The organism is Intrasporangium zincisolvens (genome assembly GCF_034724055.1).
GTDB classification, from domain to species: domain Bacteria; phylum Actinomycetota; class Actinomycetes; order Actinomycetales; family Dermatophilaceae; genus Monashia; species Monashia zincisolvens.
The window spans coordinates 174,437-199,854 of the sequence record NZ_JAWIIL010000003.1 but is presented as its reverse complement, the minus strand read 5'-3'; the positions used below and the strand labels follow the sequence as shown (position 1 = coordinate 199,854).

Sequence of the window (25,418 nt, the reverse complement as noted above, 5' to 3'; positions counted from 1 at the left end):
TCGTGCGTCGCGTCACCCTCCAGCATCTCCCCACTTCCCCTCGGGCACGGGGAAACGCCACAACCGGGCCCGGGTGCGGTGGCAGTCCCGGGACGGCCGCTCCGCGACGTGTTGCAGGGCCCCGCGCCCGGGCGCTCGCTCAGCAGGGACTCAGGGTCCGGCCCGTAGGGTCGCAGGCATGAACCACGACCCCACTCGAGCGCGGCGCCGGAGGGCCTGACCGGTGCGCATCCTGCTGGTCGAGGACGAGCGACCCCTCGCCGAAGTGATCCGCCGCGGCCTGTCACGCGAGGGCTTCGTCGTCGACGTCCACCACGACGGCCAGGACGGCCTGTGGGCCGCGACCGAGTCGGCGTACGACGCGATCGTGCTCGACATCATGCTGCCCGAGCTCAACGGGTACGAGGTCATCGAGCGCCTCCGCGACGCCGGTGTGTGGACCCCCACGCTCATGCTGACGGCCGTCGACGGCGAGCACGACCAGGCCGAGGCGTTCAACCTCGGGGCCGACGACTACCTGACCAAGCCGTTCAGCTTCGTCGTGCTCGTCGCCCGGCTGCGCGCCCTGATCCGCCGGGGCGCCCCGGAGCGGCCGGTCGTGCTGACGGCGGGTTCGCTCTCACTCGATCCCGCACGCCGTCGCGTGCGCCGTGGCGACACCGAGATCCCTTTGACCACCAAGGAGTTCGCACTGCTGACCTTCTTCATGATGCACGTCGGAGAGGTCGTCACGAAGGCCGCGATCCTCGACGCCGTGTGGGACCCGGCCTACGACGGCGACGTCAACATCGTCGAGGTCTACGTCGGGTACCTGCGCCGGAAGATCGACGCGCCGTTCTCCCTGACGAGCATCGAGACGGTCCGGGGCGCGGGCTACCGGCTCCTCGAGACCGACGCCGGTTGAGCGGCACCTCCGGGTCAGCGCGGGGGCATGGCGGGCACGTCGGCCGCGCCGAGCGGCACCATGAGCTCGAACCGGGCTCCACCGAGCGGCGAGTCGGTCACGACCAGCGTCCCGCCGTGCGCGAGCGCGAGCTCCCTCGCGATGGCGAGGCCGAGGCCCGCGCCACCTGAGCTGCGGGACCGGCTCGCGTCGAGGCGCACGAAGCGCTCGAAGACGCGGTCCCGGTCCTCGACCGGGATCCCGGGCCCGTCGTCGTCGACGCACACGAGCGCACGCCGACCGTCGGCCTCGACGGTGACCTCCACGGTCGAACGGGCGTGCCTGGCGGCGTTGTCGAGCAGGTTCCGCAGCACCTGCTGGAGCTGGTGCTCATCGCCGAGGACGCGTACCGGGGCGTTGTCGAGCCGGACGGTGACCCCGCCGAGGCCGCGCAGTCGTCGGGCCTCGGCGTCGAGGAGGTCGTCGAGGTCGACCTCGCGCCGGACCTCGGCCAACGACGCGTCGTCGGCGCGCGACAGGAGCAGCAGGTTGTCGACGAGTCGGCCCATCCGCTCCGCCTCGCCCCGCACGATGGGCTCCATCTGCTCCCACGACGTCTCCGCGCCCGCAGGACCGACCACCTCCAGCGACGTCCGGATCGTCGCGATCGGCGAGCGCAGCTCGTGGCTCGCATCGGCGACGAACCGCCGCTGCGCCCGCTGGGCGGACTCGAGGCGCCCGAGCATGGAGTTCATCGTCTCGGCGAGGTGCGCGACCTCGTCGTCGGTCGGTGGGACCGGTACGCGGTCGTGAAGGTGCGAGGCGCCCGTGCGCTCGACCTGGGCCCGGATCGCCTCGACGGAGTCGAGTGCCCGGCCGACCCGCCACCACGTGACCAGCGCCGTGAGAACGACGAGCAACGGCACGGCGGCCGACAGCAGCGTCGCGGTGGTGAGCACGGCCTGCTTGCGGGTGCTCTGCGAGGCGGACGCCACGAGCACGTACGGCGCGTCCCCGTGGTCGACGCCGCGCGCCACCACGAGGGGGGCCTGCAGGGACGGCGGCGGCGGCAGCAGGGAGCGGCCGCTGACCAGCGTCTGCCCGTCCTGCGGCGCCAGGTCCGTGACCGGAGTGGTGCGGGTCGGCCTCGAGGTGTAGACGACGGTGTCGGAGCCACCCTGCCGTGAGATCACTTGCACGAGAACGTTGTCCGGCCCCTCGTCGCGCTCGCTGCGCTCGAGCCCCGCCGTGCCCTTGGCGGCGAGCACGCTGGCGTCCTCGTTGACGATTCCCGTGATGCTGTCCTGCAGCGTCTGGGTCAGGGCACGCTGCAGCACCAGCACGAGGAGGGAGCCGCCCACCAGGAGGGCGACGGCCACCACCACCGCGGCGGCGACCGTGGCCTGGCGGCGCACTCCCGGACGGGACCGGAGACGAGCCAACGGATCGACTCCTTCCGGTCCCGCCCGGAGCGCGCGCCCCGGGTCCTCTGCGGCGCGTGCGCGCCGCGGACTCGATTGTGCCCGAACGGGTGCTACTGCTTCTTCTCCAGCATGCCGATGGTGGACTGCAGGGACGTCAGCGCGGACAGGCTCGCCGCCTTCGTGGGCGGCGTGGCCCGCAGAGCGGTCAGGGCGTCGTCGATCGCCGAGTCCATGGTGTGCCAGTCGTCCGGCGAGGCGGGCTTCATGGCCGCCTCACCGTCGTCCCACGCGACCTCGAGGTCCTTGATCCGGGCCGTCGCCGCCGACAGGTCGCCCTTCTTCGTCTTGGCCGCCACGTCATCGACGATGACGGCGAACGGGCGCAGGTCACCGATCGGCGAGGTCGGGTCGGCCTCGAGCGGGTTGACGTGCGCGTGCTTCCCCGCGGTCCCGGCCCCGGTTCCGGCCGCGGCCGGGGCGGCCACGGCGGGCGTCGGTGCCGGCGCGAGCACGACGGCCGCGGCCACGACCGCGACGGCCCCCGCGGCGGCCCAGGCGAGGTCGCGGTGCGGGCTGACTGCGGGTGCCTCGCCCTTGGCCCGGATGCCGTGCCGGGTCGCGTTGACCTGCTCACGGGCCACGAGGGCGACGATGACGGCGAGGAAGACGAGGCTCGTCAGGCTCGCGCCGAGGCCCAGGCCACCGAAGTCGCGGCTCTGGGTCAGCAGGTCGCCCAGCGAGGCACCGAGCGGCCGCGTCAGCACGTACGCGACCCAGAAGGCGAACACGGCGCCGAGGCCGAGGCGTCGGCCCAACCAGACGGCGAGGATGAGGCCGCCGAAGATGAGGGCTCCGTTGCGGAACCCGAGCGAGAGGGCCTCGGTGGCGAGGTCGCCGCCGGCCGTGCCGAGGGCGAACGTCGTGAGGATCGCGCCCCAGTAGTAACGCTCGCGCCGCGGGGTGTCGATCGCCGTGATCGCGAGGGTGCGCTCCTGGCGCCACCACACCGTGAAGACCACGGCGAGGATGACGGTGAACACCGCGGTGCTGAGGTACAGGCTCACCCCGAGGGTGTCGGTGAAGAAGTCGGTGATCTGGGTGCCCACGATGCTCACGAGCACGACCGTGAGCCAGTAGAGCCACGGGATGAGACGCCGGGCCCGCAGCTGGGCGACGAGCGCGACCGCGAGAAGCGTCATCATGGCCCCGTCCGTGACGGCGGTCCCGAGTCCGACCTGCACCGCCAGGTAGTCGGCGAAGGTCTCCCCGATCGTCGTGGACAGGATCTTGATCAACCAGAACGTGGCCGTGATGGCCGGGACCTTGTTGAGCAACGACGAGCTCGGCGTCGGTCGACTGCGCCGGTCGAGAACGGCGCTGACGGTGTCAGTCATGTGGCATCCCTCTGCGGTGGTGTCGGACTTTTCCGACCAGAGGTTGTCCGACCCGTGCTGAGGCCACGCTGAGAAATCGGGCCATCCGCGCAGCAGAGTGCGTCGGTAGCGGTGGAGCGTGGCGGTGGCGCGTGGCGGTGGCCCGTGGCGGTGGCCCGTGGCGGTGGCGCGTGGCGGTGGGACGTGGCGGTGGGACGCCGTCGTCCACGAGGCGCCTCGTTCCTCGGCGTCTCGTGGACTCCTCCCAAATCCCGCGCATCATCAACCGCCGGATATAAGAAGGACCGCCCCACTCCGCTTGCGCTTCGTGGGGCGGTCCTTCTCATATTTGGCGGTGGCGGTGGGATTTGAACCCACGGTGGAGTTACCCCCACACACGCTTTCGAGGCGTGCTCCTTAGGCCGCTCGGACACGCCACCGAGAGGAGACCTTACCCGAGCCTGCGGCCCTCGAAGAAATCGACGAGGAGCTCGGCCGACGCGCCCGCGCGGACGCCTCCGACGACGTCGACGTTGTGCGTGGCGAGGGGGTCGCGCGTCAGGTCCCAGACCGACCCGCACGCGCCCGCCTTGGGGTCCCAGGCACCGAAAACGACGCGCTCGACCCGCGCCTGGATCGCCGCACCGGCACACATGACGCACGGTTCGAGGGTCACGACGAGCGTGCAGCCGTCGAGCCGCCAGGTGCCGCGCGACGCCGCCGCCTCACGCAGGGCGACGACCTCGGCGTGGCCCGTCGGGTCGCCGGTGGCCTCGCGGACGTTGCGCCCGCGCCCGATGACGGCACCCTCCTCGTCGACGACGATCGCGCCCACCGGCACGTCCTCGGAGGACGCGGTGGCGGCCGCCAGCTCGAGCGCCTCCCCCACCCAGGCGTCGTACGTGTCGGCGGTCGAGGCAACGGCCTCGCCGGCGGGGGTCTCGGATCGCTTGGCCACGCGATAAGTTTCCACCCATGGACGTCCACGTCGCAGACCACCCGCTCATCGCCCACAAGCTCACCTATCTGCGCGACAAGCGGACCGACTCCCCGACGTTCCGCCGCCTCGCCGAGGAGCTCATGACGCTGCTCGCCTACGAGGCCACCCGCGACGTCCGCGTCGAGCCGTTCGAGATCGAGACGCCGGTGGCGGCGACGACGGGCATCAAGCTGTCCAACCCCAAGCCGCTCATCGTCCCGATCCTCCGGGCGGGCCTCGGCATGCTGGAGGGCATGGTGGCGCTGCTGCCCAGCGCCGAGGTCGGCTTCCTCGGCATGCAGCGCAACGAGGAGACCCTCGAGCCGGTCACCTACGCCAACCGCCTGCCCGACGACCTCACCGGCCGTCAGGTCTTCGTCCTCGACCCGATGCTCGCCACCGGTGGGTCGATGGCCGACGCCATCAAGTACCTCGTCCAGCGCGGCGCCGACGACATCACCGCCGTGTGCCTTCTCGCGGCCCCCGAGGGCGTCGACCACCTGCGCCAGGAGACCGCGACGCTCGGCGTCCCGGTCAAGGTCGTCCTCGGCACCATCGACGAGAGGCTCAACGAGAAGGGCTACATCGTCCCGGGCCTCGGTGACGCCGGAGACCGCCTCTACGGCGTCGTCTGACCGACGCGTCGGGCGCGTTTCCGAAGCGCCCCGACGCCTCCCGACGCCTCCCGACGCCTCAGCGCGGCAGCGGGTCGCCCCACTCGGCGTCCCGCGCCGCGCGGTAGCGGTCCCCGCTCTTCTTCGACACGACCTCCCGTCCGGCAGAGCCGTCGGGTCGACAGGCCTGGAACTCGACGAAGCCCTTGCGTTTCAAGGGATGCCGCAGGATGCGAGGCGAGTCAGGCTGTGTGGCAACGACGCCCGGAGCGGCTGCGGCCACCCACGAGAACTTCTCGTCCTCGTAGGACAGCTCAGCACCCTTGAGGCGCCGGTGCTCGGCCGAGCGGTTGACGCGCGCGGAGAAATGACACCAGTCCGGCTGCACCAGAGGGCAGTCCGCGGCATGGGGGCAGGGGCCGAGCAGGGTCCAGCCCGCGTCCCGGAAGGCGTCGCGCACCTGCAGCACACGGGCATAGCCGTCCGGCGTCCCGGGCTCGGCCACGACGACGACACGACCACGCGCCATGGCGTCGGCGACGAGCGCCCCCTGCTGCGACGCGTCGAGCTCGCTCAGCACGTACGAGACGGTGACCAGGTCGACGCGCTCGTCGGGCCAGCGCCCGGCCACGGCACGGTCGAACCGCGCGGACCGGAGCGACGCTGCTGACGCGTCGGCCGCCAGCGTGCGGCCCAGCCGCAGCGCCTCGTCCACCTGGTCGAGCACGGTGATGCGCTCGAGCGTCGGGAAGGCCGCCGCGGCGGCCCATGCCGCCGCCCCCGTGCCGCCGCCGAGGTCGAGCTGGGTGGTCGGCGCGAAACCCGAGGCCGCCACCTCGGCGAGAAGCCGCGCCAGGGCGGCGTGCGTGGCCGGCATCCGGTAGGCCGCGTAGGCGAGGACGTGGACCGCCGAGGCGAGGATCGGCGCGCCGGCAGGGGCCACGGCGCGGTAGCGTTCCACGAGCGCCTCGGTGGCGCGCGCGAGCTGCCGCTCGTCGACGCCTCGGACCGCCCGCGTCAGGGCGTCTCGCAGCTCGTCGGCGAACGTCGGGGTCGGGCGCGGCACCCGCCGAGGATATCGACGCCCGCGCCCAACACGCGGGCTCCGGTGGCTCGCCACAGCAACCACTTGCGGCACACTGGTTCCATTCCTGTGCCGTTGTGACTGTCAGGGCAGCCACGGCCAACCCTCCAAGGAGCGACACACGATGGGCCCCAAGGCCAAGAAAGTCATCCTGATCGTCGTGCTGGCGTTCTTCGTCTACGCCATCTTCACGTCGCCGACGAAGGCCGCCGACATCGTCAGCAGCATCTGGGGCGTCATCGTCGACGGCTTCAACGCGATCCTCGCGTTCTTCAACTCGCTCCTGAACCGGTGACCCGAACCGGGTGAGGAGGACACCGTGCAGCTGCGACTGACGCGCGACACCCCCAAGGGGCTCGACCGGGTCCTGCTGCCCGGCGAGAAGCTCGTCGTCGCAGTGCACTCCCACTGGGCGGTGCTCATCGAGCCCGTCGCCTCCACGGTGGCGGCCCTCGCCCTCGCGATCTGGATCGACTCCAACGTCACCCGCCAGACGCAGGCGTTCGGCACCATCTTCTGGTGGGTCTTCATCGCGGTCCTGCTGCGACTGCTGTGGATCCTCTTCGACTACGGCAACCACTGGTTCCTCGCCACGGACAAGCGGCTGCTGCTGCGCTACGGGATCATCACGAAGAAGGTCGCGATGATGCCCCTGCTCAAGGTCACCGACATGAGCTACGTGCGCACGCCGCCGGGCCGGCTCCTCGGATTCGGCAAGTTCGTCCTCGAGAGCGCCGGCCAGGACCAGGCCCTGCGCGAGGTCAAGTGGGTGCCCGACCCTGACCGCACCTACCGCATCATCTGCGCCGAGATCTTCCACATCACCCCGCCGCCCGGCGACGAGGACTACGTCGAGATGCCCGACTTCCCCGACGACGGCCCCCGGGGTCCCGGCGGCCCCGGAGGTCCCGGTGGCCCGACGTCGCCCTCGAGCCCCATCAGCCCCAGCGAGTCGGGGACCTACCCCGACGTCCACCGCACGCACAACCCGATCCAGGAGCGGCTCGACTCCTACTCGCGCGCCGTCCCGGTGCAGCGGGGCCCGCGGCCCGAGACGGTCTACGAGAGCAACGACCTGAAGCAACGCCGTCGCGGCGCCGACACCGGACCCATCTGGCCGGTCGGCGACAACGGCTCACGCGACGCCTGAGGGCTGCGCCCGACGGACCGTCAGCGCGTCGCGGAAACCTGTCACATACCCGTCCGCACTACACCGCGAACACGGCCTTCCGACGCCTCGGATCGCGGGTTGGACTCCCGCACAGCAGGGCTCGCCGTGGGCACCCATGAGGTCTACCTTGGGCAGATGCTGACGAACGCACTCCAGCCCGGGAGGCCCACATGAGCATCTTCCGCACCAAGTCGATCGAGTCCACGATGGCCGCGGCCGACGAGGCCGAGCACCACCTGAAGAAGCGCCTGACCGCCCTCGACCTCACGGTCTTCGGCATCGGCGTCATCATCGGCGCCGGTATCTTCACGCTGACCGGCAAGGCAGCCAAGGAGTACGCCGGCCCCTCGATCTCGCTGTCCTTCGTCATCGGCGCGATCGTCTGTGGGCTCGCCGCTCTCTGCTACGCCGAGTTCGCCTCGACGGTGCCGATCTCCGGCTCGGCGTACACGTTCTCCTACGCGACGCTCGGCGAGATCGTCGCGTGGATCATCGGCTGGGACCTGCTCCTCGAGCTCATGCTCGGCGCCAGTGTGGTGGCCCAGGGGTGGTCGACCTACTTCGTCAAGCTGCTGGAACAGCTGGGCATCGGCTGGCCGGATGCCGTGGCGCCGGGATCGCACTTCGACCTGCCGGCCTTCCTGCTTGTCGCCCTGCTCACCGTCCTCATCGCGGTCGGCATCAAGGAGTCGCTGCGGGTCAACCTCGTCCTCGTCGCCGTCAAGCTGTTCATCGTGCTCTTCGTCATCATCGCGGGCATCGGGTTCATCAACCGCGCCAACTGGTCACCGTTCATCCCACCGTCGCAGCCGGGCTCGTCGAAGAGCGGGCTCGAGCAGCCCCTCCTCCAGTGGGTGACGGGAATGCAGCCGGTCACCTTCGGCGTGCTCGGCATCATGGCGGGTGCGGCGGTCGTCTTCTTCGCCTACATCGGCTTCGACGTCGTGGCGACGACCGCCGAGGAGGCCAAGAACCCGCAGCGCGACCTGCCGCGCGGCATCATCGGCTCGCTCGTCATCTGCACGATCCTCTACATGGCTGTCTCGCTCGTCATCACCGGCATGGTCAAGTACGACAAGATCGACCCAGACGCCGCCCTGGCCTCCGCGTTCTCCGCCGTCGGCAAGGAGGGCTACGCGACGCTCATCTCGGCGGGCGCCGTGGCCGGGCTCACGACCGTCGTCATGACCCTGATGATCGGCGCCACCCGCGTGACGTTCGCGATGAGCCGCGACCGCCTCATCCCGCCCGGGCTCGGCCGCACGAGCGAGCGCACCGGCACGCCGGTGCGCCTGACGCTCATCATCGGCACCGCGGTCGCCGCCATCGCGTCGCTGATGCCGCTGGGCCAGCTCGAGGAGATGGTCAACATCGGCACGCTGACGGCGTTCATGCTCGTCTCGATCGCCATCCCGATCCTGCGCAAGCGTCGCCCCGACCTCAAGCGGTCCTTCAAGGTGCCGGGCAACCCGGTGGTGCCGTGGATCTCCGCCGCGGCCTGCTTCTACCTCGTGCTCAACCTGTCGCTCGTGACGTGGCTCCGGTTCCTCGTCTGGATGGCCGTGGGCTTCGGCATCTACTTCTGGTACTCGCGCAGCCACAGCCGGCTCGCAACGGGTGAGTACGAAGAGGGCACCAAGGTCCCCGCCAACGCCTGACGCGTCAGACCGGGGCCGTCAACGCCTCGGCCGACTCCCAACCCACCGAACGACTCCCACGGCACGCCGTGGGAGTCGTTCGGTTTCGGAGCACTCGCCAACAGATGGTGCGACCGGACCCGCCCCCACCACCGCGCATCGAGTGAGCACTCCGTCCCACCCGTCACACGCGTGCGACCAGAGTGACGACGTGCTCACTCGACGCAGAGCAGAGTGAGTAGGTCCAGGCGTCGTTGCTCTTGCGGCTCACTCGAGCGCAGGGACCGAGGATCCCCGTGGGTGGGGTCAGAGGGCCTTGATGATGTCCTCGACGCGCTCCTTGGCGTCGCCGAAGAGCATGGCGCTGTTGTCGCGGAAGAAGAGCGGGTTCTGCACGCCGGCGTACCCGGCGTTCATCGAGCGCTTGAACACGACGACGTCCTTGGCGTTCCACACCTGCAGCACCGGCATGCCGGCGATCGGCGAGCCAGGGTCCTCGGCCGCGGACGGGTTGACCGTGTCGTTGGCGCCGATGACGAGCACGACGTCGGTCTCGGGGAAGTCGTCGTTGATCTCGTCCATCTCCAGGACGATGTCGTAGGGCACCTTCGCCTCGGCGAGCAGGACGTTCATGTGGCCCGGCAGGCGTCCGGCGACCGGGTGGATGCCGAAGCGCACGTCGACGCCCCGCTCGCGCAGCTTCGCGGTGAGGTCGGCGACCGGGTACTGCGCCTGCGCCACCGCCATGCCGTAGCCGGGGGTGATCACGACCGACGACGCGTGGGTCAGCAGGTCGGCGACCTCCTCGGCGTTCGTCTCGCGGTGGTCGCCGTAGTCGACGTCGCCGCTCGTCACCGCGCCGTCGGAGCCGAAGCCTCCGGCGATGACCGACACGAAAGAGCGGTTCATCGCGGTGCACATGATGTACGACAGGTACGCACCCGAGGAGCCGACGAGGGCACCGGTGACGATGAGCAGGTCGTTGCCGAGCATGAAGCCCGCGGCCGCTGCGGCCCAGCCCGAGTAGCTGTTGAGCATCGACACGACCACCGGCATGTCGCCGCCACCGATGGAGGCCACGAGGTGCCAGCCGAACGCCAGCGCGATGGCGGTCATGACGAGGAGCGGCACGATCGAGTGCGACGCGACGAACCACACGAGCAGCCCCGCCGACACGACGAGCGCGGCGAGGTTGAGCCAGTGCCGCGCCGGCAGCATCAGCGGCTTGGACGAGATGCGCGCTGACAGCTTGAGGAACGCGACGATCGACCCGGTGAACGTGACCGCGCCGATGAAGACGCCGAGGAAGATCTCGACGAGGTGCACGCCGTCAGCGGCGGTCGAGGACCCCGAGGCGAGGAACGTGTTGATGCCGACGAGCACCGCGGCCGCACCGACGAACGAGTGGAGCATGGCGATGAGCTCGGGCATGCCGGTCATCTCGACGCGGCGCGCCCGCCAGATGCCGATGGCCGCACCGATCGCCATGGCGACGGCGATGAGCAGCCAGTTGGCGGCCGGCGCCCCGCGCAGCGCGAGCCACAGCGTCGCGACGAGCGCGAGCGCCATGCCGACCATCCCGAGGATGTTGCCGTCCTTGGCGGTCTCGTGCTTCGAGAGCCCCGCGAGGGACAGGATGAACAGCAGCGCCGCGACGATGTAGGCGGCCTGGATGAGTGCGAGATCCATTGGTGCTCAGCCCTTCCGGAACATCGTCAGCATGCGGCGCGTCACGAGGAACCCACCGAAGATGTTGATGCTCGCGATGAGCGTGGCGAGGAAGGCCAGGACGACGATGACTCCGGATGCCCCGGCTCGCCACTGTCCCAGCTGGATCAGCGCCCCGACGACGATGATGCCGCTGATCGCGTTGGTCACCGACATCAGCGGGGTGTGCAGCGCGTGGTGCACGTGCCCGATGACGTAGTAGCCGACGACGACGGCGAGGGCGAACACCGTGAAGTGCCCGAGGAAGCTGGTCGGCGAGAAGGCCGCGACGAGCGCGAACAGCACCGCCCCGATGGCCATCCCGACGTACTTGCGTCGTGGGTCCTTCGGTGGCTCAGGCTCTTTCACCACCTGCTTGCCGGACGCGGCAGCTGGCACGGGCGCGGCGCTCACCTGGATCGCGGGCGGGGGCCAGAGCAGCTCGCCGTCGCGCGCGACGGTCATGTTGCGCTGCACGACGTCGTCGAAGTCGAGGACGACCTGGCCGTCCTTGCCCGGCGTCAGGAGCTTCATGAGGTTGACGAGGTTGGTGCCGTAGAGCTGGGAGGCCTGCGTGGGCAGCCGGGCTGCGAGGTCGGTGTAGCCGATGATCTTGACGCCGTTGGCGGTGACGACGAGCTCGTCGGCGACCGACCCCTCGACGTTGCCGCCGTTGGACGCCGCCATGTCGACGACCACGGACCCCGGCTTCATCGTCGCGACCAGCTCGGCCGTGATGAGCCGCGGGGCGGGGCGACCAGGGATCAGCGCCGTGGTGACGACGATGTCGACGTCCGGGGCCTGCGCCGCGTAGAGCTCGGCCGCCCGACGGTTGTACTCCTCGCCCATCTCCTTCGCGTAGCCGTCGGAGGACGCGGTGTCCTCGTCGACCTCCGGCATCTGCACGGCGAGGAAGTCCGCCCCCATCGACTCGACCTGCTCGGCCACCTCGGGGCGCGCGTCGGTGGCCCGCACGATCGCGCCGAGCGAGCGTGCCGTGCCGATCGCGGCGAGACCCGCGACGCCGGCGCCGGCGACCAGCACCTTGGCCGGCGGCACCTTGCCCGCGGCGGTGACCTGCCCGGTGAAGAACGACCCGAACTCGTGGGCCGCCTCGACGACGGCCCGGTACCCGGCGATGTTGGCCATCGAGGAGAGCACGTCGAGCGACTGGGCCCGGCTGATGCGTGGCACGGCGTCCATCGCCATGGCTGTGACGCGGGCGGCACGCAGCTTCTCGACCAGCTCGGGGCTCAGCGCGGGCGCCATGATCGAGACGAGGACGGCGCCGGGCCGCAGCAGGAAGATGTCGGCGTCGGCCGGCGCGTTGACCTGGTGCACGACGTCGGAGCCCCAAGCCTCCTCGCGGTCGACGATCCGGGCACCGGCATCGGCGTACGCGTCGTCGGAGAAGCTCGCGAGCACACCCGCACCTCGCTCGACGACGACGTCGTAGCCGAGGCCGACGAGCTGTCCGACGGTCTTGGGCGTGGCGGCGACCCGCGTCTCGCGGGCTCGCGTCTCTCGGGGTACACCGATCTGCACGCTGGCTCCTTCGCTCACGACGGCACTGGCTCCCGAACCTAGAGCACGGACCACCGCGCTCGGGGGGACTGCCGGTCACATCACACACCGGATCGACCCGTTCGGCCGGGCCGTCTCTGATCGTGGGCGTGTCCCGATGGCCCCGCCGACACGGGTGGCCCCGACGCCGCAGCCGGCGCGAGAACCGCTCAGCCGAGGAGCGCGTCGGCGAGGGTGGCGTCGGCGACGACGGCGTTGACGAGCCCACCGGCGAGGGCGGCGCGCACGGCCACGCCCTTGTCGGCGCCGGACGCGATGGCGACGACCTCGCCGATGCCGCGCAGCGCGTCGGGGCTGATCGTCACGACACGCTCGGACAGCGGGGGCTCGACGACGGTGCCCGACGCGTCGAAGAGGACGCCGGCGATCTCGCCGACGACGCCGAGGCCGGCGAGCGCCTCACGGTCGGCGGGAGAGACCGCGTCGTGGATCGTCGACAGGCCGGGCGCCCAGGCGCCGATGCCCATGACGGCGACGGTGACCCGGGAGGCCTGCGCGAGGACGCGGGCCACCTGCGGCTCGCGACGCAGCGTGGCCGCGCCGGCGGCGTCGTCGAGCAGCAGCGGCGCGTAGAAGATCGAGGACCCGCCACCGGTGGCGCGGGCGGCGCGGCGGACGATGTCGACGGCGCTGCTGTCGTGGCCCTCGACCTCCATCGCGCCGCTCAGCTGCACGACGTCGACGGCCGGCAGGTCGCGCAGGGACCGCGTCATGACATCGACCGACCGCGACCACGGCAGGCCGAGCACGTCCCCGGTGTGGACGACGTCGGTGAGCAGCCCGGCCGCGGCGCGTCCGAGGTGGTCGGCGAGGGCTGCGGGCTCGATCCGCGAGCCGTCGACGACGACGGCGTGACGCAGCCCGAAACGCTCCTGCAGGCGCGCGGAGCGGTCGAGGTCGAGCTCGCCGTCGGCGACGATCTCGATGCGCACGATGCCGGCCTCGCGGGCGAAGTCGATGAGCCGGGCCACCTTGAACCGGCTCAGACCGAGCTCGTCGGCGATCTCGACCTTGGACTGGCCCTCGAGGTAGTGACGGCGGGCCACCGCCGCCGCGAGCACGAGCTCGGCCGGACCGCGTCGCTCCATCCCCGTCTCCCTCACGCCTGAAGTCTTGCGCCTGCGTGCAGCCGGCGTGACAGGACCCCGGTTTTCGGGCGACCTGTTGACACCCGTGACCTGAGTCACTTTACTCATATGTGCAGCCTAGCGCTCAAATGAGCGGACTCAAGGAGGAGACGTGCAACGGATCGGACACCGGAGAGGCCGCCGCAGTCGGACGGCCGCGGCCGCTGCCCTGACGACCGGACTCGTGGCGAGCCTTTCGGCGTGCGCGGGCTGGGGCGCCGTGGGCCAGGGCGGCGGCGACGACGCCATCAACGTCCTCATGGTCAACAACCCGCAGATGGTCGACCTGCAGCAGCTGACGGCCGACAACTTCACCGCGAGGACCGGCATCAAGGTGAACTTCACGGTGCTCCCCGAGAACGACGTGCGCGACAAGATCAGCCAGGAGTTCTCGAGCCAGGCCGGCCAGTACGACGTCGCGTCGCTCAGCAACTTCGAGATCCCGATCTACGCCAAGGCGAAGTGGATCAGCCCCCTCGACGGCTTCATCGCCAAGGACCCGACGTTCGACCAGGCCGACATCCTGGGGCCGATGAAGGTGTCGCTGTCGTCCGACGGCAAGGTCTACGGCGAGCCCTTCTACGGCGAGTCGTCCTTCCTCATGTACCGCAAGGACGTGCTGGCGCAGAAGGGCATCACGATGCCCGCGCAGCCGACGTGGCAGCAGGTCGCCGACATCGCGGCCAAGGTCGACGGCGCCGAGCCCGGCATGGCCGGCATCTGCCTGCGCGGCCAGCCCGGATGGGGCCAGCTCTTCGCCCCCCTGACCACGCTCGTCAACACCTTCGGCGGCACGTGGTTCGAGAAGGACTGGACACCGAAGGTCAACGCCCCCGAGTTCAAGGAGGCGACGAACTTCTACGTCAACCTCGTGCGCGAGCACGGCGAGAAGGGCGCCCCGCAGGCCGGCTTCACCGAGTGCCTCAACAACCTCACCCAGGGCTCGGTGGCCATGTGGTACGACGCCACGTCGGCCGCCGGGTCGCTCGAGGCCAAGGACTCCCCCGTCCGCGGCAAGCTCGGCTACGCCCCCGCGCCCGTCGTCAAGACGAAGAGCTCCGGCTGGCTCTACGCGTGGTCGTGGGGCATCCAGGCGGCGAGCACGAAGCAGGAGAACGCCTGGAAGTTCGTCTCCTGGGCCTCGAGCAAGGAGTACGAGCAGCTCGTCGGCGAGAAGCTCGGCTGGTCACGGGTGCCCGCGGGCAAGCGCGCCTCGACGTACGACAACCCGTCCTACCTCCAGGAGGCCGGCGCGTTCGCCGCGCCGACGAAGGCCGCGATCGAGTCCGCCGACCCGGCCAACCCCGGTGTCCAGCCGCGGCCCGCCCTCGGCATCCAGTTCGTCGACATCCCCGAGTTCCCCGATCTCGGGACGCAGGTCAGTCAGGACGTCAGCTCGGCGATCGCCGGCAAGACCACCGTCGACGAGGCCCTGGACAAGGGGCAGCGCCTCGCCCAGGACGTCGCCGAGCGCTACCAGTCGAGGGAGGCCAACCAGTGAGTACCGCCACGCAGACCCCGCAGACCCGGTCGTCGGTCGACGACACCGGCCGGGCGACAACCCTGGCCAAGGCGGGTGACTGGGCCCGACGCGCACCGTTGCTGCCGGCCCTGATCTTCGTCATCGTCCTGACGCAGCTGCCGTTCATCGGCACCCTCGTCATCTCCTTCATGAACTGGAACGCGTACTACCCGGACGAGCGCGGGTTCGCCGGCTTCGACAACTACAGGCGCGTCTTCACCGACGAGAACGCCCGCCAGGCCGTCGTCGTCACCGTCCTGCTCACCGTCGGCGTCGTCGGGATCAGCCTCGTGCTGGGCCTGGCCATCGCGCTGCTGCTCGACCGCAAGTTCCGTGGCCGCAGCATCGTGCGCACGCTGATGATCGTGCCGTTCCTCATCGTGCCGGTGGCCGCGGCGCTGCTCTGGAAGCACGCCCTCTACAACCCGGAGTACGGCCTCTTCAACGGCCTGCTCAAGTGGGTCTTCGGCCCCGACGCACCCCAGCCCGACTGGATCACGAACAACCCGCTGTGGGCGATCATCGCCTCGCTCGTGTGGCAGTGGACGCCGTTCATGATGCTCATCCTCCTCGCGGGCCTGCAGAGCCGGCCGCTCGACGTCGTCGAGGCCGCGCGCATCGACGGCGCGAGCAGCTGGCAGATCTTCGTCAACATGACGCTGCCGCACCTGCGCCAGTACATCGAGCTGTCCGCCCTGCTCGGCGCCATCTACGTCGTGGCGAACTTCGACGCCGTCTTCACCATCACGTCCGGCGGCCTCGGCACGGCGAACCTGCCCTACTTCATCTACCAGACCTTCTACACCGCCCAGGACTACGGGCGCGCCTCTGCCGCAGGCGTCGTCGTGGTGATCGCGACGATCGTCATCGCCACGCTCGCCCTGCGCACCGTGTTCAGCCTGTTCAAGGAGGAGTCCCGATGAGCGCCGCTTCCCAGACCACGCAGACTGGCACCGAGGCCGGCACCTCGGCCGAGACGCCGCAACGCCGCTCGTCGGCCCCGGCCCCCGTCGTCCACCGCAAGCCTCCGAAGAAGGCGGCCCTCCTCGGCCTCCTCGCGTGGGTCATCGGCATCCTCTTCGCCCTGCCGGTGCTCTGGATGATCCTGACGTCGTTCCACAAGGAGACCGACGCGGCGACGAACCCACCGAGCGTCTTCGCACCGCTCAGCCTCGAGGGCTACCAGACCTTCTTCGCGGCGGGCCCGTGGCCGGCGCTGCTCAACTCGCTGACGGCGAGCGTCGTGTCGACGGTCCTCGTGCTGCTCCTCGCGTTCCCCGCGGCGTACGCACTGTCGATCCGCCCGGTGCGCAAGTGGACCGACGTGCTGTTCTTCTTCCTGTCCACGAAGATGCTGCCGATCGTGGCCGGCATCCTGCCGCTCTACCTCATCGCCCAGAAGGTCCACCTGCTCGACAACATCTGGTACCTGATCATCCTCTACACGGCTATGAACCTGCCGATCGCGATCTGGATGCTCCGGTCCTTCCTCGCGGAGGTTCCGGTCGAGATGCTCGAGGCCGCCCAGGTCGACGGCGCGAGCCTCACCCGGACGCTGCGCGACGTCATCGCGCCCGTCGTCATGCCCGGGATCGCTGCCGCTGCGCTGATCTGCTTCATCTTCAGCTGGAACGAGCTGCTCCTCGCCCGGGTGCTGACGGGTACGGTCGCCGGCACGGCGCCGGTCTTCCTCACCGGGTTCGTCACGAGCCAGGGCCTCTTCCTCGCGAAGGTCTGTGCGGCCTCGTTCATCGTGTCGCTGCCGGTGCTGGCCGCCGGGTTCGCCGCGCAGGACAAGCTCGTGCAGGGCCTGTCGATGGGCGCCGTCCGATGAGCGCAGACCCCACCGACCAGACGGCCACGCCCCTGTCGTCGCCCACTCTGGACGACCTCGACCCGCAGGTCGCCCGGCCCACCTACGACCGCAGCGCGGTGACCACCGGCATCGTCCACTTCGGCGTCGGCGGCTTCCACCGCGCACACCAGGCGATGTACGTCGACGCGCTGATGAACGAGGGCGAGGCGCTCGACTGGGGCATCTGCGGCGTCGGCGCACTCCCCCACGACCGGCGGATCGTCGACACGCTGACCGCCCAGGACGGCCTGTACACGCTCGTCGTCAAGCACCCGGACGGGCGCCGCGAGCCCCGGGTCGTCGGCAGCATCGTCGAGATGCTGTTCGCGCCCGAGGACCCGCAGGCCGTCGTCGACAAGCTCGCCGACCCCGCCACGCGGGTCGTCAGCCTGACGATCACCGAGGGCGGCTACCTCGTCAACCAGGTCACCGGCGAGTTCGACGCGTCCGACCCCTCGATCCGGGCCGACCTCCAGCCGGGCGCGACTCCGAGCACCGTGTTCGGGTTCGTCGTGGCCGGGCTCGCGGCCCGACGCGCGGCCGGCACGCCCCCGTTCACCGTCATGTCGTGCGACAACCTGCCGGGCAACGGCGACGTCGCGCGGAAGATGATGACGGCGTTCACCCGGCTCAAGGACCCCGACCTCGCCGACTGGATGGACGAGCACGTGCAGTTCCCCAACTGCATGGTCGACCGCATCACGCCGGTGACGACCCAGGACGACATCGACCGGCTGGCGAGCGAGTACGGCGTCGCCGACGGCTGGCCGGTCGTGTGCGAGCCGTTCACCCAGTGGGTGCTCGAGAACCACTTCACCGACGGCCGGCCACCGTTCGAGGACGCGGGCGTGCAGCTCGTCGACGACGTCGTGCCGTACGAGCTGATGAAGCTGCGCCTGCTCAACGCGAGCCACCAGGCGCTGTGCTACCTCGGCTACCTCTCCGGCTACCGGCACGCGCACGAGGTGTGCCAGGACCCGCTCTTCGTCGACTTCCTCCTCGGCTACATGGAGCACGAGGGCAGCCCGACGCTGCCCGAGGTGCCCGGCGTCGACCTCGACGCCTACCGCCACCAGCTCATCGAGCGGTTCGCCAACCCGGAGGTGCGCGACACCCTGGCCCGGCTGTGCGCCGAGTCGTCCGACCGCATCCCGAAGTGGCTCGTGCCGGTCATCAACCGCAACCTCGAGACGGGCGGCCCGATCGACCGCTCCGCCCTCGTCGTGGCCTCGTGGGCGCGGTACGCCGAGGGCGTCGACGAGGCGGGTGAGCCGATCGACGTGGTCGACCGCATCAGGGACCGGGTCATGGCGGCCGCGGCCCGGCACGGTGAGGACCCTCTCGCTTTCCTGCGCGACCGCGACCTGTTCGGCGGCCTCGCCGAGGACGAGCGGTTCACCACGGTGTTCACGGACGCGCTCGCGGCCTTGCACGACAAGGGCGCCCGGGAGACGCTTCGGTCATGGAGCACCCGGGTGACCACGTGACCGACGCCCCGACCCTCGTCGCCGGCGTCGACAGCTCGACGCAGTCGACGAAGATCGTCGTCTGCGACGCCGAGACCGGCGCCGTCGTGCGCACGGCCCGGGCGCCGCACCCCGACGGCACGGAGGTGCACCCCGACCGGTGGTGGGAGGCCTTCGAGCAGGCGAGCGACGGCATCCTCGACGGCGTCGCCGCCATCGCCGTCGGCGGCCAGCAGCACGGCATGGTCGCCATGGACGACACCGACACCGTCGTCCGCGACGCGCTGCTGTGGAACGACACCCGCAGCGCCGGCGCCGCCCACGACCTCACCACCGAGCTCGGCGGCGCCTCGGCGTGGGTCGACGCCGTGGGCCTCGTCCTCGTACCGAGCTTCACCGTGACGAAGCTGCGCTGGCTGGCCCAGCACGAGCCGGAGAACGCCGCCCGCGTCGCCCGAGTCGTCCTCCCGCACGACTGGCTCACCGGGCGGATCCTCAAGCAGGGCAACGGCTTTCGGCGCTGGACCACCGACCGCGGCGACGCGTCGGGCACGGGCTACTGGTCGGCTGCCAAGGGCGACTACCGACCTGACCTGCTCGAGCTGGCCTTCGGACGCGGGCTCGAGGTGCCTGACGTGCTCGCCCCGGCCGAGGCCGCCGGGCACACGGAGTCGGGCATGCTCGTCGCGGCCGGCACCGGAGACAACATGGGCGCTGCCCTCGGCCTGACGCTCGAGCCCGGCGACGTCGTCGTGTCGCTCGGCACGAGCGGCACGGTCTTCACGCCCCACGGCTCGGCGATCCGCGACGAGTCCGGCGCCATCGCCGGCTTCGCCGACGCCACCGGACGCCACCTGCCGCTCATGTGCACCCTCAACGCGGCGCGCGTGCTGACGGCGTCGGCAGCGATGCTCGGTGTCGACCTCGCCGAGCTCGACCGGTTGGCCCTCGCCGCCACCCCCGGGGCCGACGGGCTGACGCTGCTGCCCTACCTCGACGGGGAGCGCACGCCCGACCTCCCCGACGCCACCGGCACGCTGAGCGGACTGACGCGGACCAACGCCACGGCGGAGAACCTGGCCCGCGCCACGGTGGAGGGGATGCTCTGCAACCTCGTCGCCGGCGTCGACGCCCTGCGCGACAACGGCGTCCGCGTCGGTCGCGTGCTGCTCATCGGCGGCGCGTCTGCCTCGAGGGCCGTCCGCGAGATCGCACCGGGACTGTTCCGGGCCCCGGTCGTCGTGCCGTCGCCGGCCGAGTACGTCGGCGTCGGGGCCGCCCGCCAGGCGGCGTGGGCGCTGTCGGGCGCCGACGAGCCGCCGACGTGGCGGCTCGGGATCGACTCCGAGTACGACGTGCCCGACGACGCGACGGGGGCGTCGGCCGACGTCGTCGGGCGGTACGCCGACCTGCTCGACCGGGTACACGGCATCCGCCAGGTCAGCCCGTCGCCGACCCGCTGACCGACGCCTCAGCGGTACTCGGGGTTGTGCCAGCCGAAGTGCTCGCCGGAGTTCCACTCCGACCGCTGGTTGCCGTACCCCGGCACGCCACCCGCGTCGGTCAGCATCCGCGCCAGGTGCATGAGGTTCCACGTCATGAAGGTCGTGTTGCGGTTGGTGAAGTCGTTGTCGGGGCCGCCGCTGCCGGGGTCGAGGTAGCTCGGACCCGGCCCCGCCTCGCCGATCCAGCCGGCGTCGGCGTTGGGCGGGATCGTGTAGCCGACGTGCTGGAGGCTGTAGAGGATGTTCTGGGCACAGTGCTTGATGCCGTCCTCGTTGCCGGTGATGAGGCACCCGGCCACGCGCCCGTAGAACAGGTACTGGCCCTTGTCGTTGAGCATCCCGGACAGCGAGTAGATGCGTTCGATGAGCTGCTTCGTGATGCTCGAGTTGTCGCCGAGCCAGATCGGGCCGGCCACGACGAGGATCTGGCTCGCCAGGATGCCCGGGTAGAGGTCGGGCCAGGCGTCGCTCTCCCAGCCGTGCTCGCGCATGTCGGGATAGACGCCGGTCGCGACGTCGTGGTCGACGAACCGGATGACGTCGACGTCGACGCCGTGCTCGCGCATGATCGCCGCGCTCGCGTCGACGAGGCCCTGGGTGTTGCTCGGCTCGGGGCTCTTCTTCAGCGTGCAGTTGACGTAGGTGGCCTTGAGGCCGGTGAAGTCCCAATCGCTCATGCACCCGACTCTCCTCCGAGCCGGAGCCGGAGGCAGCCGAATCGAGCACCCGGTGAGCCGGACCCGCCGCCTCAGCGGCGGACCGTGAGCCCGACCCTGCGGATGAGCACGACGAGGGCGAGCGCCGCAAGGACGTAGCCGACGGTGGAGGCGACCTCGAGGTGGTGGGTCCACGTGGCGACCCTGATGCCGACGAGGTCAGGGACGGCCACGGCGATCACCGGCGCACCGATGCGCTGCAGGACGTCGGCGACCTGCGCGCCGACCCATCCGAGCGTCCAGACCGTGAGAGCCACCGACATCGTGTCGGCCCCCTGGACCGGCCGTCCCCGGTCACGCTCCGCGGCCGCATCGACGCCGATGCACACGTCACGCACGGCGAGCGGGCCGAGGACGACGGACACGACCGGGATGAACCAGCCCCAGACCGCCAGCCGCGGCCCCAGCGCGAGCCCGAGCCCCTCGCACCGGTCGGAGGTGCGCACGCGGTGCAGCCACGTGACGAGTACGACCGCGCACACGACGAGCGCCACGAAGCCGACCACGGCGAGGCCCGCACGATGCTCGCTCGCGGCCTGGATCGCGGCGGCATCCTGCGCCTCCCAGGCGTCGAGGAGCGAGCCCGCAGTGACGATCTGGGCGATGAGGAGCGGGACCTGCAGCAGCAGCAACGCTGCCGCGACCACGCCCCACCGGTCGGTCTCGACACGCCACGGGCGCCCGGGGACGGCCGTCGGCGACGGAGCGGCGTACCCGGCGGGTACCGATTCGGGTGCCGGCAAGCCGGCCGGGGGCGGCGGTGGCACGGTGGGCAACGCGGTCTGCTCGGACATCGGTGGTCCCTTCCCCTGTGGACTGGTGCCCTCGACGCTAGTGACGCCGCGCGACCGGCGTCCGTCGTCATCCACAGGGTGCGCCACCCGCCCCGACCCCGGACGGGGTGGGGCGAGCGGCGACGCGTCACATCTGCTCGGGCGCCTCGAGGCCGAGCACGTCCAGGCCCGTCGTCATGACACGGAACACCAACGCGCACAGGGTGAGTCGCGAGGAGCGCACCTCGTCGAGGTCGGCCTTGAGCACGGGGCAGTTCTCGTAGAACGCCGAGAACGCCTGCGCCAGCTCGAAAAGGTAGCCGGCGAGACGGTGCGGCTCGTACGTCGCACCGACCTCGGCCACGACGTCGCCGAAGCCGAGCAGGTGCGTGGCGAGGGCGCGCTCGTGCGGCTCGCCGAGCAGGATCGTGCCGTGCTGCACCGACGGGTCGGTGCCGATCTGCCGGAAGATCGAGCGGATGCGGGCCACGACGTACTGCAGGTACGGGCCGGTGTTGCCGGTGAGCGAGACCATCCGGTCGAGGTCGAAGACGTACTCGCTGTCGTGCGCCACCGACAGGTCGGCGTACTTGACCGCGCCGATGCCGACCTGGCGGGCGATCGTGGCGCGGGTCGACGCGTCGAGGTCGGGGCGCGCCTCCTCGAGCACCTGACCGGCCTTGTCGACGGCTTCCTCGAGCATCGCCATGAGCCGCAGCGGCTGGCCCGAGCGGGTCTTGAGGATCTTGCGGTCCTCGCCGAGCACGTTGCCGATCTGGACGTGGATGGGCGTGACGTCGTCCGGGAGCCAGCCGGCCTTGCGCGCGGTGTCCCACACCATGTTGAGGTGCAGCGCCTGCGGCGCGCCGATGACGTAGAGCACCCGGTGCGCGTCGAGGTCGTGGACGCGGTACTTGATCGTCGCGAGATCCGTTGTGGCATAGCCGTACCCGCCGTCGGACTTGCGGATGATGAGCGGCACCGGCTTGCCCTCGCGGCCGGTGTAGCCGTCGAGGAAGACGCACAGGGCGCCGTCGGAGATCTCGGCGATGCCCCGCGACTCGAGCTCCTCGCAGATGCCGGGGAGGGCGTCGTTGTACGTCGACTCGCCGGCGAGGTTGAGGTCGGTCAACGTGACGCCGAGCGTCGAGTAGAGCTTGTTGAAGTAGACCTTTGAGAGGTCGACGAGCTCGTTCCAGAGCCGCAGCGTCTCGGTGTCGCCGGCCTGCAGCAGCACGACGCGCGACCGGGCGCGCACGTTGAAGTCGCCTGCGCTGCCAGCGGGTTCGGCCTTCTCGGCGGCGTCGAACTTGACTCGGGCAGCCTGGTAAAAGGCGTTGGGGTCGGTGACGAGCACACCGGCCTCGTCAGAGCCCTCGCCCACCTCGAGCAGGTGCTCGATGAGCATGCCGAAGGGCGTGCCCCAGTCGCCGATGTGGTTCTGCCGGATGACGTGGTGGCCCAGGTGCTCGAGGGTGCGGGCCAGGCTGTCGCCGACGACCGTGGTGCGCAGGTGACCGACGTGCATCTCCTTGGCGACGTTCGGCGCGGAGTAGTCGATCGGGATGTTCTGCGCCTCCTGCAGGGGCACGCCGCAGCGCTCGTCGGCGTCGACGTCTTGGAGCAGTGAGGCGATCCAGGCGCTGCAGAACGTGAGGTTGATGAAGCCGGGGCCGCTGACCTCGACCGAGTCGCAGACGCCGTCGAGGTCGAGGGCCGCGACGATCTTCGCCGCGACGTCACGCGGCGGGGCGCCCACCTTCTTGGCGAGGGCGAGCGCGGCGTTGACCTGCACGTCGGCGAACTGCGACGGACGCAGCACCGGGTCGGCATCGCGGAAGTCGTCACCGAGGGCTGTGGCGATCGCGGACTGGACCTTCGGCGTGAGCGCGACGAGCGGGGAGACCATGCGGGCCAGTCTAGGTGCGCACGCGAGGTGCCCTCGCCGGGGTTTTCCGGCCGGACGGCGAGGCGGGTGCGGCACGACGACGGGGCCGGGGCGCCCTGCGGCGGCCCGGCCCCGTCGTGGAGTCGCTGCGGGATCAGTCGCCGCGGCCGGAGAAGCCGGAGCGGCGCGCCGCGTCCTCGTCGTAGAACCAGACGTCGGGCTCGACGTCGTCGTAGCCGTCCTCGCCGGGCGCGACGAAGCGGTGGCCGGCGCGGACGCCCTTGACGGCGTGGCCGAGAGGCTGCGCGCCGTCGGAGATCGTCGCGGCCGAGCCCATGCCGTAGCCGCCGTCGACGACCTCGTCGTACTCGGAGACCCGTCGCCCGGACGCCGCCTCGGATGCCTCAGATGCCTCGGACTCAGCGGACACCTCCGGCTCGCCGGACGCGTCGTGCACACTGACGTCGGACGCGTCGACGGCTGCGGTGGCGGTTTCGTCGCGGGCCTCGTCGTGGGCCTCGTGGGTGTCGTGGGCCTCGTCAGCCGGCGCGGCGTCGGCCGCGCTCTGCTCGCCCTCGGGCGCCTTGGCGGGATCGTCACGCTCGCCGAGGGCGGCGTCACTGGCGTCGGGGTGGGCGGGCTCCTCGGGCTCCGGCGGACGCTGGCCGGACGTCGTCGCCCACGGCTGGCCGCGGTGGTCACCCGGGTCATCGGACGGAGTACCGCCCTCGGCGACGACCTCGTCGCGGTCCTCGAGCGCCGGCACCCTGACCTCGTCGGCGTCGGCGGCGTCCTCCGGCTCCCAGGCGTGGCCCTCGGTCGAGGCGGTCGAGGCGGTCGAGTCCGTCGAGTCGGTCGAGTGCGCGGTGTCCGTCGAGTGCACGGTGTCCGTCGAGTCCGTCGAGGAGGTCACGCCGGTCGTGTCCGTGTCGTCGGACGACGCGGTCGCCTCGGCGGGCGTCTCGCGCGGCTCGGGCTCCTCGTCCCCCGTCGCGACGGGCTCACCCGACGTGGCGGCGGTCGCCCCGGCTGCTGCGCCCGAGAGCCCAGCCGCCCCCTCCTCGGCGCCGGACGTCCGCTCGTCCGTGCGCTCGGTGGCAGCGGTGGGGCTTGTCGCGTCGGCGTCGTCCGCCGCCTCGTGAAGCTGGGTCGTGTCAGTCATGTCGTCGGCTCCGTTGCGCTCGGCGACGACCCCGGGCTGCCCGGCATCGTCGGACGCGGCGTCCGCGGCCGCGCTGCTCGAGCCCGTGACGTCCTCGTCGGTGTCGGCCGCGGCGGCCGGCGTCGAGCCGGACTCCGACTCGGCGTCGTCGTGCCACGACGGCACTGCACCTGTACCCACTCCGGCGTCCGTCGACGCGTCATCGCCCGACGCGGTGCCCGTCGCGGTGCCCGACCCGGTGCCCGACTCGCTGTCCGACGCGGTGCCCGACACGCTGGCCGACGCAGTGCCCGACCCGGTGTCCGACGTGTGCTCGCCCGCCTGCTCGGTGGGCGACGCGGTCGTCGACGAGGCGGCGTCGGTGGCCCGTGCCCAGCGCCCGCCGTCGTCGGCGCGTGAAACGTCGTCCGGGTCGTGCGAACTCGTCTGTGAGTCAGCCGAACCCGTGGAGTATCCGAACGGGTTCTCGGCATCGGCGAGGTCCTCGTCGTCCTCCTCCTGGGTGAAGGCGGCGCTGCCCACCGCGGCTCCGGCACCGGGGGCCTCCTCCTCGTCGGTCCGGACGTCCGGGTCGATGCGGTCGGCCTCACGCGCGAGCTCGTCGTGCTGGGCCTGGGCACGCTCGGCCACGGCGGCCGCCTGGGCGGCCTGCTCCTCGAGGTGCCGGGCCTCCCGGGCCTTGGCCTCGGCCTCGGCACGCGCCTCGGTGGCCATCTCGCCGGTGACGGACGCGCGGTCCTGCTGCTGCCGGACCTCTGCGAGCCGGGCGTCGAGGCTGGCCCGCATGCGGTCGGCCTCGGCCCGACGGGCCTCGATCTCCTTGCGCCGGCTCGCCGAGACGAAGAACCAGATGATCAACGCGACGACGACGACGCCGACGACCACCCACAGGATCATCTTGTTGGTGTCGGACATTCCATCCCTCTCGGGTCACGGGTCCAGGACGAC

General features: G+C 71.1%; 21 protein-coding genes and 1 tRNA gene. 10 read left to right on the top strand and 12 right to left on the bottom strand.

What is annotated here, in order from left to right:
• The first annotated feature begins 223 nt into the window (after nucleotides 1-223).
• Nucleotides 224-904, top strand: coding sequence for a response regulator transcription factor (locus tag RY076_RS09445; RefSeq protein WP_323097404.1), 681 nt, complete (start codon nucleotides 224-226; stop codon nucleotides 902-904).
• A gap of 14 nt (nucleotides 905-918) precedes the next feature.
• Here the strand turns inward: RY076_RS09445 and RY076_RS23645 are convergent, their stop codons facing one another.
• From RY076_RS23645 to RY076_RS09425, 4 genes are all read right to left on the bottom strand, one after another.
• The gene (locus RY076_RS23645) at nucleotides 919-1,809 is read right to left on the bottom strand and encodes a sensor histidine kinase (RefSeq protein WP_413785766.1); all 891 of its coding nucleotides are present in this window, start codon (nucleotides 1,807-1,809) and stop codon (nucleotides 919-921) included.
• 608 nt (nucleotides 1,810-2,417) lie between these two features.
• Entirely contained in the window at nucleotides 2,418-3,701 is a 1,284-nt protein-coding gene (locus RY076_RS09435) for a COG4705 family protein (protein ID WP_323097402.1), read from the bottom strand.
• Nucleotides 3,702-4,030: 329 nt separating this feature from the next.
• A tRNA-Ser gene (locus tag RY076_RS09430) sits at nucleotides 4,031-4,120 on the bottom strand.
• Nucleotides 4,121-4,131: 11 nt separating this feature from the next.
• Nucleotides 4,132-4,638: a nucleoside deaminase gene (locus RY076_RS09425; RefSeq protein WP_323097401.1), complete on the bottom strand. Its 507-nt coding sequence runs from the start codon at nucleotides 4,636-4,638 to the stop codon at nucleotides 4,132-4,134.
• Between the two features lie 17 nt (nucleotides 4,639-4,655).
• Here RY076_RS09425 and upp point away from each other — a divergent pair, with 17 nt between their 5' ends.
• The gene (gene upp / locus RY076_RS09420; RefSeq protein WP_323097400.1) at nucleotides 4,656-5,294 is read left to right on the top strand and encodes a uracil phosphoribosyltransferase; all 639 of its coding nucleotides are present in this window, start codon (nucleotides 4,656-4,658) and stop codon (nucleotides 5,292-5,294) included.
• A 58-nt stretch (nucleotides 5,295-5,352) separates the two neighbouring features.
• On the opposite strand, the gene RY076_RS09415 is transcribed toward upp, so the two are convergent.
• Nucleotides 5,353-6,339 carry a small ribosomal subunit Rsm22 family protein gene (locus tag RY076_RS09415; protein ID WP_323097399.1) on the bottom strand — a complete coding sequence of 329 codons (987 nt, stop codon included), beginning with the start codon at nucleotides 6,337-6,339 and terminating at the stop codon, nucleotides 5,353-5,355.
• 142 nt (nucleotides 6,340-6,481) lie between these two features.
• Here RY076_RS09415 and RY076_RS09410 point away from each other — a divergent pair, with 142 nt between their 5' ends.
• The 3 genes from RY076_RS09410 (at nucleotide 6,482) to RY076_RS09400 (ending at nucleotide 9,186) form a co-directional block, all read left to right on the top strand.
• Entirely contained in the window at nucleotides 6,482-6,652 is a 171-nt protein-coding gene (locus RY076_RS09410; RefSeq protein ID WP_323097398.1) for a hypothetical protein, read from the top strand.
• Nucleotides 6,653-6,676: 24 nt separating this feature from the next.
• Nucleotides 6,677-7,507 carry a PH domain-containing protein gene (locus RY076_RS09405; RefSeq protein ID WP_323097397.1) on the top strand — a complete coding sequence of 277 codons (831 nt, stop codon included), beginning with the start codon at nucleotides 6,677-6,679 and terminating at the stop codon, nucleotides 7,505-7,507.
• A gap of 191 nt (nucleotides 7,508-7,698) precedes the next feature.
• Nucleotides 7,699-9,186, top strand: coding sequence for an amino acid permease (locus RY076_RS09400; RefSeq protein WP_323097396.1), 1,488 nt, complete (start codon nucleotides 7,699-7,701; stop codon nucleotides 9,184-9,186).
• Between the two features lie 285 nt (nucleotides 9,187-9,471).
• Here RY076_RS09400 and pntB read toward each other — a convergent pair whose 3' ends face one another.
• The 3 genes from pntB to RY076_RS09385 all read right to left on the bottom strand — a co-directional run bounded on the left by pntB (nucleotide 9,472) and on the right by RY076_RS09385 (nucleotide 13,559).
• The gene (gene pntB, locus RY076_RS09395) at nucleotides 9,472-10,854 is read right to left on the bottom strand and encodes a Re/Si-specific NAD(P)(+) transhydrogenase subunit beta (RefSeq protein WP_323097395.1); all 1,383 of its coding nucleotides are present in this window, start codon (nucleotides 10,852-10,854) and stop codon (nucleotides 9,472-9,474) included.
• A 6-nt stretch (nucleotides 10,855-10,860) separates the two neighbouring features.
• On the bottom strand, nucleotides 10,861-12,417 hold the full coding sequence (locus RY076_RS09390; RefSeq protein WP_323097394.1) for a Re/Si-specific NAD(P)(+) transhydrogenase subunit alpha: 1,557 nt from the start codon (nucleotides 12,415-12,417) through the stop codon (nucleotides 10,861-10,863).
• A 188-nt stretch (nucleotides 12,418-12,605) separates the two neighbouring features.
• Nucleotides 12,606-13,559 carry a sugar-binding transcriptional regulator gene (locus RY076_RS09385; RefSeq protein ID WP_323097393.1) on the bottom strand — a complete coding sequence of 318 codons (954 nt, stop codon included), beginning with the start codon at nucleotides 13,557-13,559 and terminating at the stop codon, nucleotides 12,606-12,608.
• A 208-nt stretch (nucleotides 13,560-13,767) separates the two neighbouring features.
• Between RY076_RS09385 and RY076_RS09380 the strand changes: the two genes are divergently transcribed.
• The 5 genes from RY076_RS09380 (at nucleotide 13,768) to xylB (ending at nucleotide 19,889) form a co-directional block, all read left to right on the top strand.
• The gene (locus RY076_RS09380; protein ID WP_413785756.1) at nucleotides 13,768-15,084 is read left to right on the top strand and encodes an ABC transporter substrate-binding protein; all 1,317 of its coding nucleotides are present in this window, start codon (nucleotides 13,768-13,770) and stop codon (nucleotides 15,082-15,084) included.
• Nucleotides 15,085-15,146: 62 nt separating this feature from the next.
• A complete protein-coding gene (locus RY076_RS09375; protein ID WP_323098246.1) occupies nucleotides 15,147-16,028 on the top strand; it encodes a carbohydrate ABC transporter permease in 882 nt (293 codons plus the stop codon).
• Nucleotides 16,025-16,939, top strand: a complete 915-nt coding sequence (locus tag RY076_RS09370) for a carbohydrate ABC transporter permease (protein WP_323097392.1) — start codon at nucleotides 16,025-16,027, stop codon at nucleotides 16,937-16,939. The genes RY076_RS09375 and RY076_RS09370 overlap by 4 nt, the downstream gene beginning before the upstream one ends.
• Nucleotides 16,936-18,447 carry a mannitol dehydrogenase family protein gene (locus RY076_RS09365; protein WP_323097391.1) on the top strand — a complete coding sequence of 504 codons (1,512 nt, stop codon included), beginning with the start codon at nucleotides 16,936-16,938 and terminating at the stop codon, nucleotides 18,445-18,447. The genes RY076_RS09370 and RY076_RS09365 overlap by 4 nt, the downstream gene beginning before the upstream one ends.
• Nucleotides 18,423-19,889: a xylulokinase gene (gene xylB, locus RY076_RS09360; protein ID WP_323097390.1), complete on the top strand. Its 1,467-nt coding sequence runs from the start codon at nucleotides 18,423-18,425 to the stop codon at nucleotides 19,887-19,889. Before RY076_RS09365 ends, xylB begins: the two co-directional genes overlap by 25 nt.
• Before the next feature lie 8 nt (nucleotides 19,890-19,897).
• Here xylB and RY076_RS09355 read toward each other — a convergent pair whose 3' ends face one another.
• From RY076_RS09355 to RY076_RS09340, 4 genes are all read right to left on the bottom strand, one after another.
• The gene (locus tag RY076_RS09355; protein WP_323097389.1) at nucleotides 19,898-20,608 is read right to left on the bottom strand and encodes a flavodoxin family protein; all 711 of its coding nucleotides are present in this window, start codon (nucleotides 20,606-20,608) and stop codon (nucleotides 19,898-19,900) included.
• Nucleotides 20,609-20,679: 71 nt separating this feature from the next.
• Nucleotides 20,680-21,441, bottom strand: a complete 762-nt coding sequence (locus tag RY076_RS09350; protein WP_323097388.1) for a DUF4328 domain-containing protein — start codon at nucleotides 21,439-21,441, stop codon at nucleotides 20,680-20,682.
• A gap of 127 nt (nucleotides 21,442-21,568) precedes the next feature.
• Complete coding sequence (gene argS, locus RY076_RS09345) at nucleotides 21,569-23,329, bottom strand: arginine--tRNA ligase (protein WP_323097387.1); 1,761 nt, start codon at nucleotides 23,327-23,329, stop codon at nucleotides 21,569-21,571.
• Between the two features lie 133 nt (nucleotides 23,330-23,462).
• Nucleotides 23,463-25,385, bottom strand: coding sequence for a sunset domain-containing protein (locus tag RY076_RS09340; protein WP_323097386.1), 1,923 nt, complete (start codon nucleotides 25,383-25,385; stop codon nucleotides 23,463-23,465).
• Between the last annotated feature and the right edge of the window lie 33 nt (nucleotides 25,386-25,418).

Excerpts from the sequence above, each read along its gene's own strand:
- RY076_RS09400 (WP_323097396.1), top strand. The coding sequence starts at position 7,699 with ATGAGCATCTTCCGCACCAAGTCGATCGAGTCCACGATGGCCGCGGCC.
- RY076_RS09350 (WP_323097388.1), bottom strand. The coding sequence starts at position 21,441 with ATGTCCGAGCAGACCGCGTTGCCCACCGTGCCACCGCCGCCCCCGGCC.
- xylB (WP_323097390.1), top strand. The coding sequence starts at position 18,423 with ATGGAGCACCCGGGTGACCACGTGACCGACGCCCCGACCCTCGTCGCC.
- RY076_RS09365 (WP_323097391.1), top strand. The coding sequence starts at position 16,936 with ATGAGCGCAGACCCCACCGACCAGACGGCCACGCCCCTGTCGTCGCCC.
- pntB (WP_323097395.1), bottom strand. The coding sequence starts at position 10,854 with ATGGATCTCGCACTCATCCAGGCCGCCTACATCGTCGCGGCGCTGCTG.
- RY076_RS09370 (WP_323097392.1), top strand. The coding sequence starts at position 16,025 with ATGAGCGCCGCTTCCCAGACCACGCAGACTGGCACCGAGGCCGGCACC.
- RY076_RS09355 (WP_323097389.1), bottom strand. The coding sequence starts at position 20,608 with ATGAGCGATTGGGACTTCACCGGCCTCAAGGCCACCTACGTCAACTGC.
- RY076_RS09435 (WP_323097402.1), bottom strand. The coding sequence starts at position 3,701 with ATGACTGACACCGTCAGCGCCGTTCTCGACCGGCGCAGTCGACCGACG.
- upp (WP_323097400.1), top strand. The coding sequence starts at position 4,656 with ATGGACGTCCACGTCGCAGACCACCCGCTCATCGCCCACAAGCTCACC.
- RY076_RS09410 (WP_323097398.1), top strand. The coding sequence starts at position 6,482 with ATGGGCCCCAAGGCCAAGAAAGTCATCCTGATCGTCGTGCTGGCGTTC.
- argS (WP_323097387.1), bottom strand. The coding sequence starts at position 23,329 with ATGGTCTCCCCGCTCGTCGCGCTCACGCCGAAGGTCCAGTCCGCGATC.
- RY076_RS09340 (WP_323097386.1), bottom strand. The coding sequence starts at position 25,385 with ATGTCCGACACCAACAAGATGATCCTGTGGGTGGTCGTCGGCGTCGTC.